This is a genomic window from Bradyrhizobium ottawaense (assembly GCF_002278135.3).
GTDB lineage: Bacteria > Pseudomonadota > Alphaproteobacteria > Rhizobiales > Xanthobacteraceae > Bradyrhizobium > Bradyrhizobium ottawaense.
In genome coordinates this window covers 1834726-1848302 of sequence record NZ_CP029425.2, presented here as the reverse complement: position 1 = coordinate 1848302, position 13577 = coordinate 1834726, and the positions used below count along the sequence as shown (strand labels likewise).

At 65.2% G+C, this 13577-nt stretch carries 14 protein-coding genes; 3 read left to right on the top strand and 11 right to left on the bottom strand.

Annotated features, from left to right (window positions below; translation table 11 throughout):
* Positions 1-16: 16 nt before the first annotated feature.
* Positions 17-1051 (bottom strand): ABC transporter substrate-binding protein, encoded by a 1035-nt coding sequence (locus CIT37_RS08825; protein WP_095426700.1) that lies wholly within the window; start codon positions 1049-1051, stop codon positions 17-19.
* Positions 1052-1323: 272 nt separating this feature from the next.
* Here CIT37_RS08825 and CIT37_RS08820 point away from each other — a divergent pair, with 272 nt between their 5' ends.
* On the top strand, positions 1324-2241 hold the full coding sequence (locus CIT37_RS08820) for a LysR substrate-binding domain-containing protein (protein ID WP_095426701.1): 918 nt from the start codon (positions 1324-1326) through the stop codon (positions 2239-2241).
* Here the strand turns inward: CIT37_RS08820 and CIT37_RS08815 are convergent.
* From CIT37_RS08815 to CIT37_RS08775, 9 genes are read right to left on the bottom strand one after another with little or no spacing between them, the layout of a single operon-like run.
* Entirely contained in the window at positions 2231-3604 is a 1374-nt protein-coding gene (locus CIT37_RS08815) for an amidohydrolase family protein (protein WP_095426702.1), read from the bottom strand. The two genes, CIT37_RS08820 and CIT37_RS08815, sit on opposite strands and share 11 nt — an antisense overlap.
* Positions 3601-5184, bottom strand: a complete 1584-nt coding sequence (locus CIT37_RS08810) for an ABC transporter substrate-binding protein (protein WP_095426703.1) — start codon at positions 5182-5184, stop codon at positions 3601-3603. The genes CIT37_RS08815 and CIT37_RS08810 overlap by 4 nt, the downstream gene beginning before the upstream one ends.
* A gap of 22 nt (positions 5185-5206) precedes the next feature.
* Entirely contained in the window at positions 5207-5857 is a 651-nt protein-coding gene (locus tag CIT37_RS08805) for an aspartate/glutamate racemase family protein (RefSeq protein WP_095426704.1), read from the bottom strand.
* 8 nt (positions 5858-5865) lie between these two features.
* Positions 5866-6750, bottom strand: coding sequence for a polysaccharide deacetylase family protein (locus tag CIT37_RS08800; RefSeq protein WP_095426705.1), 885 nt, complete (start codon positions 6748-6750; stop codon positions 5866-5868).
* Positions 6737-7552, bottom strand: coding sequence for an ABC transporter substrate-binding protein (locus CIT37_RS08795; protein WP_161966358.1), 816 nt, complete (start codon positions 7550-7552; stop codon positions 6737-6739). The genes CIT37_RS08800 and CIT37_RS08795 overlap by 14 nt, the downstream gene beginning before the upstream one ends.
* Before the next feature lie 14 nt (positions 7553-7566).
* Positions 7567-8331 carry an amino acid ABC transporter ATP-binding protein gene (locus CIT37_RS08790; protein WP_095426707.1) on the bottom strand — a complete coding sequence of 255 codons (765 nt, stop codon included), beginning with the start codon at positions 8329-8331 and terminating at the stop codon, positions 7567-7569.
* The gene (locus CIT37_RS08785) at positions 8328-9185 is read right to left on the bottom strand and encodes an amino acid ABC transporter permease (RefSeq protein ID WP_161966357.1); all 858 of its coding nucleotides are present in this window, start codon (positions 9183-9185) and stop codon (positions 8328-8330) included. The genes CIT37_RS08790 and CIT37_RS08785 overlap by 4 nt, the downstream gene beginning before the upstream one ends.
* Entirely contained in the window at positions 9182-10009 is an 828-nt protein-coding gene (locus tag CIT37_RS08780; RefSeq protein WP_028140370.1) for an ABC transporter substrate-binding protein, read from the bottom strand. Before CIT37_RS08780 ends, CIT37_RS08785 begins: the two co-directional genes overlap by 4 nt.
* A gap of 39 nt (positions 10010-10048) precedes the next feature.
* Positions 10049-10972, bottom strand: a complete 924-nt coding sequence (locus CIT37_RS08775; RefSeq protein WP_026201901.1) for an N-carbamoyl-D-amino-acid hydrolase — start codon at positions 10970-10972, stop codon at positions 10049-10051.
* A gap of 184 nt (positions 10973-11156) precedes the next feature.
* Between CIT37_RS08775 and CIT37_RS08770 the strand changes: the two genes are divergently transcribed.
* Both CIT37_RS08770 and CIT37_RS08765 read left to right on the top strand, forming a co-directional pair.
* Positions 11157-12083, top strand: coding sequence for a LysR family transcriptional regulator (locus CIT37_RS08770; protein WP_095426709.1), 927 nt, complete (start codon positions 11157-11159; stop codon positions 12081-12083).
* Between the two features lie 122 nt (positions 12084-12205).
* Positions 12206-12910, top strand: a complete 705-nt coding sequence (locus CIT37_RS08765; protein WP_028140372.1) for a type 1 glutamine amidotransferase — start codon at positions 12206-12208, stop codon at positions 12908-12910.
* A gap of 161 nt (positions 12911-13071) precedes the next feature.
* On the opposite strand, the gene CIT37_RS08760 is transcribed toward CIT37_RS08765, so the two are convergent.
* Entirely contained in the window at positions 13072-13539 is a 468-nt protein-coding gene (locus CIT37_RS08760) for a nuclear transport factor 2 family protein (RefSeq protein ID WP_095426710.1), read from the bottom strand.
* Positions 13540-13577: the final 38 nt, after the last annotated feature.

Here is a 13577-nt window from a genome sequence, read left to right as displayed (position 1 = left end):
CGCTGCGACGATCAGATCAACGCTCGACCTCGCGATTCCAGCGCTTGGTCCACTCCTCGCGCTTCTCGTTGATGACGGTCCAGTCCGGATTATAGAGCTTGGCCGCACGCTCGCCGATCGGCGCCATCTTGCCGAGCTCCGGCGGGATCACCAGCGACTTCAGCACCGGGCCGTAGCCGTAATCCTTCAGCATCACGAGCTGGATCTTGGGGTCGAGCAGCATCTTGACGAAACTTGATGCCAGCGGCGAGGCGTTCGGCTTGGTGATCGGACACGCCGTGGTCAGCAGCGTCGCAGCGCCTTCCTTCGGGTAGACGAAGTCGACGGGGAAGCCGGTATTGGCAAAGCTCTGCACGCGGCCGGTGCCCCACACCGCGATCACGGCCTGGCCGGACTGGAACAGCTCGGTCATCTTGCCCGGCGACGGCTCGTAAGCGAGCACGTTCGGATTGATCTGCTCCTTGAAGATCTTGAAGCCGGAATCGACATTGGTCTCGCCGCCGCCGTTCATCTTCGACAGCATCACCAGCGCTTCGAGACCGTAGGTGTTGTTGATCGGCGGGATCACCAGCTGTTTTGCGTATTTCGTATCCTTCAGGTCATTCCACGAGGTCGGCGGCGCCCAGCCTTTCTCCTTGAACACCTTGGTATTGTACATCAGCCCGGTCGCGACGATGCCGATGGCGACTGCGCGATCGTCCTTGAAGCGCGCGGTGTCGTAGAGATCGGCCGGCAGTCCCTCGAGCTTGCCGCAGAAGCCGAGCTGGATCGCCTGGTACATCGGGCCGTCATCGACGATGGCGACGTCGATCTGCTGGTTGCCCTTCTGCGCCTGGAGTTTTGCCAGCGTGTCGGTGGAATTGCCGGCGACGTATTCGACCTTGACGCCGTTCTCCTTCTCGAAGGCCGGGATCACCTCGTCGCGGATCGTCTTCTCGAACGAGCCGCCATAGCCGGCGACGTAGAGCGTCTTTTGCTGGGCCAAAGCGGCCGACGGGGCGGCAATGAGCGCTGCGATGCTGACCGCGGTCAGAAGGCGAAGAGTCTTCATGTGGACCGATCTCCATACCGGAATGAGGTGACGTGCCGACGAGTCTCGCTGGCTGAAGCCTCTTCCGCATTTCCTTCCGCGCAATCCCGTCTCCAAGCAGGCTCCGGCGCCCGTACGGCGGGTTTTGGCGCGATCTGGAGGCTTGAACCCCTCCAATCTGCCGAAAAAGCGGGCTGTCTCCAGTCCTGATAAAAAAGATCGCAACCTATACTTCCATCGTCCAATGAATAATGGCAACCTCTGTATGCCTAAATGTTATGGATGGATTTGGGATGGCGCGGATCAATTCGCGGCAGGTAGAGGCCTTCCGCGCGATGATGTTGACCGGCAGCGTCACCGAGGCCGCGAAGCTGATGGTGGTGACGCAGCCCGCTGTCAGCCGGTTGCTGCGCGACTTCCAGGCGCTGTTGAAGATGGAGTTGTTCGAGCGGCGCGGCACCGGCCTCGTGCCGAGCGCCGCGGCAATGGCGCTCTACACCGAGGTCGAACGGTCCTTTGTCGGTCTCGAACGCATCACGGCTGCGGCCGAAGAAATCCGTGGCCGCCGCACTGGCTCGCTGCGCATCGCCGCGCTGCCGGCGCTGGCGAACGGCTATCTGCCACGACTTGCCGGTCATTTCCTGATGGAACGACCCAACCTCAACCTGGCCTTCTTCGGCGTGATCTCGCCCATCGTGGTCGACTGGGTCTTGAACAATCAATGCGACATCGGCTTTGCCGAGGTGCCGATTGCCCATTCCGGCCTGCCGAGCCTGCGGCTGCCGGCGCTGGCGCGCGTCGCGGTAGTGCCGACCGGACATCGCCTCGCAGAGAAGGAAGTGCTGGAGCCGCGCGATTTCGAGGGCGAGACGTTCATCTCGCTGTCGGCGGGATCGTCGAGCCGGCACCTCGTCGACCAGGTGTTTCACCGCAGCGACGTCCGCCGCGTGCTCAGGGTCGAGACCACGCTGTCGGAGATCATGTGCGGGATGGTGTCATCGGGGCTCGGGGTCTCGATCTGCGATCCCTTCACCGCACAGGAGTTCGCGACGCGCGGCGTCGTCGTGCGGCGCTTCCTGCCGCGCATCGACTTCGAATTCTCCGCCGTCTTCCCGGCGCAGCGCAGTCCGTCGCCGGTGGCGCTGGATCTGGTGGAGACCATGCGCAAGGCGCTGATGGAGTTCGAGGGCGACGCTGGCCTCAGCCGTTGAACGCGGCCTGCGCCTCCGGCAGATCCCAGATCTTGCCGATCGCGGCGCTGCCCGCTGCGGTGATCGCCGCTTCTTCGGCGCCGAGATAGCGGCCGGCATCGACCAGCACGCGGCCATCGACGATCACCTGATCGATATTGGCGCGGTTGGCGAGCGCGATCAGCGCGCGGCGGGGATCGAACAGCGGCTGGAGATGCGGATGGGTGAGATCGACCACGGTGAGATCGGCGGTCGCGCCCGGCTCGATCCGGCCGAGATCCGGTCGCTTGATGACGTCGGCGGCCACGGCCGTGTTCGCTTCGATCAACTCGGGCGAATTGGCGACATCGGCGCGCTGCGAGGTGGTCTTGGAGATCAGTGACGCCGCATTGAGCTCACCGAGCAGATCCATGTTGTAGCCGTCGGTGCCGACCACGGTGCGCACGCCATGCTCGGCGAACCGGCTGAAGGCCGCGGTGACGCCGGCGCGCGCGAACACGCGCGGGCAATTCAGAACGGTCATGCCGCGCGCGGCCATCAGCTTGAGATCGTCGTCGCTGCTGAACATGCAATGCGCCGCCATCAAATCGGGCGCGAGCAGGCCGAGCCAATCCAGATATTGCGCCGGCGTGCGGCCGCCATAGCGCCTGCCGATGGTCTCGACCTCGGCGCGGCTCTGCGCCATATGCGTCGTGACGGGCACGCCGAGCTCGCGCGCTCGCACGGCGCAAGCTCTCAGGAGGTCGGGGCCGCAGGTGTCGGTGGCGTGCGGGCTCATGGCGAGGCCGATGCGGCCGTCGCCGCGATTGTTCCAGCGCTGGTAGAGCGCATCCCACGTCGCCATGTCGGCGGCGCCGTCATCGCCGGAATATTGCACTACGCCGTCGGGGCCGGCCTTGGCGTCCGACGTCGAGAACAGATAGGGCGCGCCATAAAAGCGAATGCCCATCTCCTCGGCGGCGTCGAACATTTCAGGGATCGAATTGCGGAACGGCTCCATCACCGTGGTAGCACCACCCTTGAGGAGCTGGAGGATGCCGAGCCGCGCCACCGCCATGCGTTCTTCCGCCGACAGCAGATCGGCGCCGCGCTTGGTCAGCGGCAGCAGCACCGTGTAGACGATGCTCTGGTTGTTCTTGCGGCCGTTGCCGTCCTCGGTGTGGCTGCGCGCTACCGCCTCAGAAAAGCAGTGATTGTGCAGGTTCAGCAAGCCCGGCAGAACGAAGCGGCCGGGGCGGTCGTAGACCTCGTCCGCGCGCGGCCTGTCGCGCGTGACCGCGGCGATCCTCTTGCCTTCGACCAGGACCCAACGGTCGCGCAGCACATCCTGCGCGCCGTCTTTCCGTGACAGCACATAGCTGCCGAAGATTGCGATCGTGCTCATGCGGGGCGTACGTTCCAGAAGACGGCGGTGCCGTCGAGAATGCCGGTGATGGCCTTGCGATAGGCGGTCGGCTGCTTGTACAGGCCGATCGGAATATAGGGGATTTCCTCGAACGCCACTGCCTGGATCTCGCGGCAGATGCGCTGCTGCTCGGCGAGCTCGGAGGCCGCCAGCCATTGGCTGCGCAAGGCCCCCATCTTCTCGCTCGCATACCAGCCGGCGACCTTGCCCTCGCCGCGGATGTTGGTGTTGCCGGCCGGATTGAGCCAGTCGATGCCCTGCCAATTGCCGACCGCCGCGCTCCAGCCGCCCTGCCCGACCGGATCCTTCTTGAGCTGGCGCTGTAACACGACGGCGAAATCGAGCCCGGCATATTCGACGTTCATGCCGGCCTTGCGCAAGCTATCGACCGCGATCTCGCCGAGCGGTTTCTGCGCCAACGAATTGGTGGGCACGAGCACCACGATCTTCTCGCCCTTGTAGCCGGCCGCCTTCAGGTCGGCCTTGACCCTGGCGTAGTCGCGGGGCCCGCGGAACACATCGAGGCCGACCTCGCTCGCCATCGGCGTACCGGGCGCGAAGTAGCCGATCGGCGAGACCTGAAAGGCGGGATCGACACCGGCGACCGCCGTCATGAACGCGGACTGGTCGATCGCACCGAGCAGCGCACGGCGGATGGCGGGATTGTCGAACGGCGGCTGCAGGTGATTGAGCCGCAGCATGCAGGCGTAACCTCTGGGATCGAGGATGCGCGTCTCAATGTCACCGGCGGCCTTGATCACCGGCAACAGATCGTGCGGCGTGGTCTCCTGCCAGTCCTGCTCGCCGGTCTGCAGCGCGGCGACGCCGGTGCCGGCATCGGGCGTGGTGGTCCAGACCACGCGGTCGTAGTGCACGATCTTCGGGCCCGCGGTCCAATCCGGCTTGCCGTCGGTGCGGGGCTGATAGCGCTCGAATTTGGCGTAGGCGTTGCGCGCGCCCTGCACGCGCTCGTCGGCGAGGTAGCGGAACGGGCCGCTGCCGATCACCTCGGTCAGCGGCTTGAACGGATCCTGGCTCGCCAGCCGCTCCGGCATCATGAAGCAGGCATTGATCGCGGCCTTGCCGAGCGCCTGCGGCAGCAGCGGGAACGGACGCTTGAGACGGAAGCGGATGGTGCGATCGTCGGCGGCGGACAGCTCGTCGGTCGCCTCCATCAGCTCGCCGCCAAAGCCGTCGCGCGCGGCCCAGCGGCGGATGCTCGCCACGCAGTCGCGCGCGAGCACGCGCTCGCCATCGTGCCAGAACAGGCCGTCGCGCAAGCTGAGATCCCATTGCAGCCCGTCACCGGAGATGACGTGGCCCGACAGCATCTGCGGCGAGACCTGGAGCGAGGCGCTCATGCCATAGAGCGTGTCGTAGACCATGAAGCCGTGGTTCCGCGACACTTGCGCGGTCGAGTAGATGGGATCGACGAAGGCGAGATCGATCACAGGGATGAAGCGCAGCGTGGACTGGGATTCGGCGCGGACGATGCCCGGAAACGAAAGTGCCGGCATGGCTGCGGCGGCCTTGAGGAGCGAACGGCGGGAGATGGGCATTACAGAAGGCTCCTGAAGGGTCTTACGTATTCAACAAGATCGCGCCGATCGCAGCCGCTACCGCCTGCTGCGCCGGTTCAACCACGGGCACGCCGATCGCCTCCGCAATTGCCGCGCGGTGCGAGGCCATGCCGGCGCAGCCCATCACCACGACATCGGCGCGGGATTGCATGACCAGCGCGCGGCCGGCCTCGATCAATCGTCCCCGGATATCGGCGGCTGCGGTCTCAGCTGCGCTCGCGCCGACCGACCAGCTTCCGGCATAGCGGCCGTCGACGCCCATCACCCGCACCATCCGTTGCTGGCGCCGGATGCTCGACGGCGACAGCGCGATGATGCCGAAACGTTCGCCGAGCATCAGCGCGCGAAAGATGCCGCACTCGGCGATGCCCATCACCGGACGGCCGCCGGCAGCCTCGCGCACCGCATGCAAACCTGGATCGCTGAAGCAAGCGAGCACGAAGGCATCGGCGTCGTCGCGCGACACACGATTCACCAGCGGCATGACGACGCTATCGGCATCGCGCTGCGAGCTGATGCCCGGAGGCCCCTCGGCAAGGCCGACGACCTCGATGTCAGGTCCGCCGGCGATCCGCAGCGGCGCGACCGCCTCGTCGATCGCCGCCGTTACCGACGCCGAGGAGTTCGGGTTGATGACGAGAATGCGGGTCATGGCGCTCCCTAACGGTTACCGGCCTCATGCCGCAGGAAGTTCTCCGCGATCTTCTCGCCGGTCGTGATCCAAACGTCCGGGCACGATTTTGCGTAGGTCAGGAACTCGCGCAGCAGCCGCAGCCGCATCGGACGGCCGCTGCATTGCGGATGCAGGACCGTCGTCACCATCGCGCCCCAGTCGCGGACCTCGTCGAGTTCGTCCTTCCAGATCGAGAGCACGTGCTCCTTGGGGAAGATCGAGCGCGGGCTGAAGCGGGCGGAGAGACCATGCATCCAGTCGTCATAGCTCGCGGTCACCGGCAGCTCGATCGTGCCGGGCTTGCCGTCGGCAAGACGATGGCGATAGGGCCGCACGTCGTCGCGGAACGAGGAGGTATAGACGATGCCGTGACGCACCAGCGCCACCCGCAGCTCCTCGGTGAACTCGCCATAGGGCGCGCGATAGCCGGTCGGCTTCACGCCGAGCCGGCGCTTCAGCGCCTCGAAACCGCGCGCCAGCTCCTCCTCGATCCAGGGATCGCCGGGATCGGGCAGGAGATGATGATAGCCGTGATGTCCGATCTCGTGGCCGGCCTTGAGGATGGACTCGGCCATCGCGGGATGCGCATCGACCGACCATCCCGTGACGAAGAAAGTCGCCTTGAGATCGAGCTGGTCGAGCAGCTCCAGCAGCTTGGGCGTGCCGACACGGGCCTCATAGCCGCCATAGCTCATGGTGATGAGCCGCTGGGCGTGACCTGCGTCCTTGCTGGTCCACGCGCTCTCGGCGTCCACGTCGAACGACAGGAACATCGCCGAATTGTACGGCTTCGGCCAGGGATAGTCCGGCGCGGGATCCGCGGTGTTGGCCGGGACGAGCGGGATGCTTTGGAGTGCTTTACTGTCCAGCATTGATGGTCGCCTTCTCGAGTGCGTTGTCCGTCAGTTTCCACTTGGCGAGCAGCGTGCGATAGGTGCCGTCCGCGATCAGCGCGTCGACCGCCTCCAGCATCGCCTGCTGCAACGCCTTTTCCTTGACCGGCAGCGCGATGCCGGTGAATTGCTGTGCGATGGGCTCGCCCACCGTTGCATAGGTGCCGGGCTCGAGATCCATGATGTAAGGCAGCGTCTCGTTGCCCTGGGCGGCGGCATCGATGCGGCCCTGCCTGAGCTGGGTGCGGGCGTCGGCTGAGCCGTCGGTGCCGACGAACTGAATCGGACTGCTGCCGCAGTTCTTTTCGCTCCACGCCGCGATTTGCGCCGGGAACATGGTGCGGCGACTGGCTCCGACCTTCTTGCCGCAGAGCGATGCGGCGTCCTTGAACTCAGCCTTGCGCGACTGCTGCACGAAGAACTGCGGACCGCTGCGCAGATAATCGACGAAGGACGCGACCTCGTGCCGGCTGGCATAGTCGGTGAAGCCGGACAGGATGGCGTCCACGCGCCCCGTCGAGATCGACGGCATGAACTCGGCAAAGCTAGTTTCGGTCCATTCGATCTTGACGCCGAGCTTGCGGCCGATGGCTTCACCGAGATCGATGTCGAAGCCGGACAGCGCGTTGGTCGCGGGATCGCGGAACTCCATCGGCGGATAGTTCGGCACCAGCGCCACCTTGATGCTGCCCCGCTTGGTGATCTCCGCGGGCAGATCGATCGCCATCGCGGGCACACTCATGACGCCGAGGAACGCCGCCGCAACCAAAAGTCTCTTCATCAACACGCTCCCATTCAGATCACAGCGGAAAGAAAAGCCCTGGTGCGCTCCTCGCGCGGGGCGCCCAATACGTCCGATGCGCGGCCCTGTTCGACGATCGCGCCCTGGTCCATGTAGACGACGCGATCAGCGACCTCACGCGCGAAGCCGAGCTCGTGCGTCACCACCATCATGGTCATGCCGCTCTTCGCCAGTTCCTTCATCACGGCAAGAACCTCGCCGACGAGCTCGGGATCGAGCGCGCTGGTCGGTTCATCAAAGAGCATCAGCATCGGCTTCATCGCCAGCGCGCGGGCAATGGCGACGCGCTGCTGCTGGCCGCCCGAGAGCTGGGCGGGATACCAGTCCGCCTTCGCGGACAATCCGACGCGGCGCAGCAGTTCGAGCGCTTCCGTGCGTACTTCGTCAGGCTTGCGGCCCTGCACCTGGAGCGGACCTTCGGTGATGTTCTCCAGCGCGGTCTTGTGCGGAAACAGATTGAAGCGCTGGAACACCATGCCGGTCTTCAGCCGCTGCCGCCCGATCTCGCGCTCGCTGAGACGGTGCAGCCGTCCGCTTTGCTCGCGCACCCCGAGCAATTCGCCGTCGAGCCAGATGCCGCCGGCATCGATCGTGGCCAGCTGGTTGATGCAGCGGAGCAGCGTGGTCTTGCCGGAGCCGGAGGCCCCGATCAGGCACATCACCTCGCCGGGCCAGACGTCGAGCGAGACGCTTTTGAGAGCCTGGAACTCGCCAAAATTCTTGGCGACGGAGCGGATCGCGACGAGGGGCTTTGTCATCGCGCGAGCCGCAATGTGCCGCGCGCAAAACGGCGTTCGAGCAGCATCTGGAGCGGGGTCAGGATCGAGACCACGAGCAGGTACCAGAGCCCGGCGACGATCAAGAGCTCGATCACGCGGGAATTGGCGTAGTAGATGTTTTCGGCGTTGTGCAGCAGCTCCGGATACTGGATCACGCTCGCAAGCGAGGTCGCCTTCACCATGCCGATGAACTCGTTGCCGAGCGGCGGGATCACCACGCGCATCGCCTGCGGCAGCACGATCCGCCGCAGCGCGCGCAACCGTCCCATGCCGATCGCCTGCGCCGCTTCATACTGCCCGATGTCGACCGACAACATGCCGGCGCGCATCACCTCGGAGGTGTAGGCGCCCTGGTTGATGCCGAGCCCGAGCAGCGCGGCAAGGAACGGCGTCATGACGTCAACGGCGCGCGCGCTCCACAAGCCGGGAATGCCGATGGTCGGGAACACCAGCGCGAGGTTGAACCAGAGCAGCAGCTGCAGGATCAGCGGCGTGCCGCGGAACAGCCACGTGTAGCCGGCGGCGGCCGTCTTCAGCACCGGATTGGGCGACAGCCGCATGATCGCGACGATGATGCCCAGGACGATGCCGAGCGTCATCGCCAGCACCGCCATCACCATGGTGTTGACGATGCCTTCGAGAATGACTTTTGCGGTCAGGAAGCGGCTGACATAGGACCATTCGATCTGCCCGTTCGCAAACGCGCGCGCAATGGCCGCGAGCACGAGAATGATGAGCGCGGCGCTGAGCCAGCGAAACCAGTGCGGCTCGCGCGCGATCCTCATCCCCGACAGATCAGGGAAACCTTCCGCGAGTGCCGGCGCCGGCTTCATTGCGGCGCCGCGTTGAGCATGGGCTGGGCGACCGCGTTGGCCCCTAAGCCCCATTTGTCGAGAACCGCCTTGTAGGAGCCATCGGCGATCATGGCGGTGAGCTTCTCGGTCACGACCTCGCGCAGGGCGGCATCGTCCTTGCGGAACATGATGCCTTGATAGCCTTTGGCGAAGGGCTCGCCGACGACGCGGTATTTGCCGGGCTCCTGCGTTTGCGCGTAAGGCAGCGTCTCGCTGCCCTGCACGGCGGCATCGATGCGGCCTTGCTTGAGCTGGTTGCGGACGTCGATCGAGTTCTCGCCGGGGACGTACTGGATGGCAGGCTTGCCGGCCGGCTCGCAATTCTGCTTGCTCCACTTCTCGATCTCGACCGGGAAGCTGGTGCTGCGGGTGGTGCCGACCTTCTTGCCGCAGAGATCGGTCGCGTCTTTGGCTCCATTGTCCGCCACGACGAAGAATTGCGGGCCGGTCTGGAGGTAATCGACGAAATCGGCGGTCTCGCGCCGCGAGGCCCGGTCCGAGATGCCGGAGATGATGAAGTCGGCGCGCTTGGTCTGCAGCGAAGGGATCAGCTCGGCGAAAGGCGTCTCGCTCCAGACGATCTTGAGGCCGCCGAGCCGCTTGGCGAGCTCGTTGGCAAGATCGATGTCGAGCCCGACCAGCTCATTGGTCGCGGGATCGCGATACTCCATCGGCGCATAGGTGGAGTTGACCGTGAGCTTCAGCGTGCCCGCCTGCTTGATCTCCGCGGGAAGCTCGGCCGCCTGTGCCGACGTCGCGGCAGCCAGGGTTGCAAGGGCGAGGAAATGCGAAAGGCGTGTCATGTCAGCTCCTTTGCCAACGCCGCAACCGGCCGTTTGAAATCAATCCGCATCGAGAACGGCCGGCTCGATGACGCCTGCACGTTCAGTGATCACCCTGTATTGCTCCGGCCGCCGGTGGGCGGCGAAGTTGAACATCTTGTCCTTGCCCTGGCGACACAGGTCGAGATCGATGTCGGCGACGATCACTTCATCTGCGAGCGTCTGCGCCTGCGCGACGATGCGCCCATTCGGATCGACGATGCAGGAGCCGCCGATCAGTCCGGAGCCGTCCTCCTCGCCCGCCTTCGCCACCGAGATCGCCCAGGTCGCGTTCATGTAGGCGTTGGCCTGCGTCACCAATGTCGAGTGGAAGGTGCGCAGGGCGCCGTCTTCGGTGGTGCCGCCATTGGGATCGTAGGCAGCCGAATTGTAGCCGATACAGACAAGCTCGACGCCTTGCAGGCCGAGCACGCGCCAGGATTCCGGCCAGCGGCGATCGTTGCAGATCATCATGCCCATGATGGCGTGGGCCCAGGCCGAGCCGGCGCGGAAGGCGGGAAAGCCGAGATCGCCATATTCGAAATAGCGTTTCTCGAGTTGCTGGTAACGTGCGCCCGGCCGCGGCTCCACCGAACCCGGCAGGTGAACCTTGCGATAGCGGCCCAAGATCTCACCGTCGCGATCGACCAGGATGGCGCAATTGTAGCGGCGGCCGTCAGCGGTCTGCTCGGCATAACCGACATAGAAGCCGACGCGCAGCGCCCGCGCACGATCGAACAGTTTAGCCACCGCAGGGTTCGGCATTCCGCGCTCGAAATAACGGTCGAGCGCCTCACCCTCGAGCAGCCAGCGCGGGAAGAAGGTGGTGAAGGCAAGCTCGGGGAACACCACGAGGCTGGCGCCGCGGCCGGCCGCCTCCTCCAGCAGTGCAAGCATCCGCGACAACGTATGCTCGCGCGTATCGGCTTTTTGCGTCGGCCCCATTTGAGCGGCGGCGGCGCGAAGGACACGAACCAAGTTTGCCTCCAATCTGTGCGCAGTGCTGCCTCAATGGGCGAATGAACCCTTTGATGCGACGTGCAAATCCGCCGCCATTACGGGCGAGCGGGGCTGCAAAATCAATTCGTTCTGCTATGATGTTTTGGCCCTGAGTATAATCGGCAGTGATATGAACCTGCGTCAGCTCGAAATCCTGCGCGCCGTCATCCGCCATCGCACGACGGTCGCGGCGGCGGACGAACTGGCCCTCTCGCAGCCCGCGGTCAGCAATGCGCTGAAGACGATGGAGGCGCAGGCGGGCTTCGCGCTGTTCGAGCGGGTCAACAACCGGCTGTTTCCGACCGCGGAAGCGATGGCGCTGTACAAGGAGAGCGAGGCGATCTTCGCGCTGCACGCAAAACTCGAGAACCGCGTGCGCGATCTGCGCGAGAACCGCTCCGGGCACCTTGCCATCGTGGCGACGCCGCCGCTGGCCTACAGCATCATCCCCTCCGCGCTGTCGGGCTTCCTGCGACGCCGCCCGGAGACGCGCGTGTTCTTCGACGTGCGCCGCTACGAGGGCATCATCGAGGGCGTGCTCAGCCGTGTCGCCGAGCTCGGCTTCGCGCTCGGGCTGACGCATCATCCCGGCATCGCGCACGAGGTGGTGCATACCGGCGAGATGGTGTGCGTATTGCCGCCGCAGCACCCGCTCGCCGAAAGGCCCGTGATCTCGGCTTCGGATCTGTCCGGCCTGCCTTTCATCGGGCTCGAACGCGGCACGCGGCTGGGTGAGGCCGTGCGCGACAGTTTTGCCCGCGCCGGCGCGCCGTTTCAGCCAACCGTCGAGGTGCGCTACTGCAACACGGCCTGCGTGTTAGCTGCCGCCGGCGTCGGCGCCGCGGTGGTCGATCCCTACTCGCCGCGACAGAACGGCGGCAGCGGCCTCGTTGTCCGCCCGTTCACGCCGACGACGCACGCGGTCGCCTATATGCTATGGTCGGAGGCCGAGCCGCTGTCGCGCCTGGCCAAGGCCTTTCTCAACGAGGTCCGCAAGGAAAGTGCACTGCTGGAGCGTACAGCGTCACACCAGCAATATAGGGCAGAAGGCGACTGAGCATGATCCGGAAAAGTGTGAAGCGGTTCTCCGGAAAGATCATGCTTGAACAACAAACAAAGCGCGATGACGATTCATTCTGATCTCATCGCGCTTTGGCTTCGCAACCTTCCGGGGGGCACATGGCACGCATCACCATCATCGAGACCGGACAGGTCCCGCAAAAATATCGGGAGCAGCACGGCTCGTTCCCGGACATGTTCGAACGCATGGTCCGCACCGAGGACCCGACGGCCACGGTGGACGTCGTCAGCATCCCGAATGGCGACGCGCTTCCCGATCCGGGCAAGCTCGAGGCCGTGCTGATCACCGGCGCGGCAGCAGGCGTCTATGACGGGCTCGACTGGATCGCGCCACTGGAGCATTTCGTCCGTACCGCTTACGCCAACAAGACGCCGATGGTCGGAATCTGCTTCGGCCATCAGTTGATCGCGCAGGCGCTCGGCGGCACCGTGCGCAAGTCGGAGAAAGGCTGGGGCATCGGCCGGCACGTCTATCAGGTGCTGCCGGAGAACGGCGTCATTGCCTGCGAGGAGGTTGCAATCGCCGCCTCACATCAGGATCAGGTGATCGAGCCGCCCAACGACGCGCTGACGATCCTGTCGTCGGAGTTCACCCCGCATGCCGGCCTGCTCTACGCCAATGGCACGACGCTGACCGTGCAGCCGCACCCGGAGTTCGACGTGGCGTTTGCGCAAGTGTGCTGCGATCTGCGCGACGGCAAGGCTCCGGATGACGTGGTGGCGACGGCGCGCGCATCGCTAGCCGAGCCGATGGACAATGCGAAGCTCGGTGGGGCGATTACGCGGTTTCTGGCAAGGCGGTGAGACTTCACCTCGCCCCGCTTGCGGGGAGAGGTCGGATTGCATCGAAGATGCAATCCGGGTGAGGGGGACTCTCCGCGAGTCCGTCTGCCATCGAATTTGCTGAAGCAGCCCCTCACCCCAACCCTCTCCCCGTAAGAACGGGGAGAGGGAGAGGAAGCGCCTCAGAACGGACTCTCCCCCAGCCCCGGCACATCGGCCGGCCGCGGCCCCGGCGCGATCCAGTGAAACCGGCGGTCCTTCTCCGCAATCGCGATATCGTTGATCGAGGCTTCGCGCCGCTTCATCAGGCCGTGCTCGTCGAACTCCCACTGCTCATTGCCGTAGGAGCGATACCACTGGCCGCTCGCGTCGTGCCATTCGTACTGGAAGCGCACGGCGATGCGGTTCTCGTCGAAGGCCCAGAGGTCCTTGATCAGGCGGTAGTCCTGCTCCTTCTCCCATTTGCGGGTGAGGAACGCGACGATGGCCTCGCGGCCCTGCAAGACCTCTGAGCGATTGCGCCAGCGGCTGTCCTCGGTATAGGCGAGCGAGACCCGCACCGGGTCGCGTGAATTCCAGGCGTCCTCGGCCATGCGGGCCTTTTGCGCGGCGGTCTCACGGGTGAAGGGCGGAAGCGGCGGGCGCGACATGATGGCCTCATCGGTTGGTCGAGGCCGCAATCTATCGC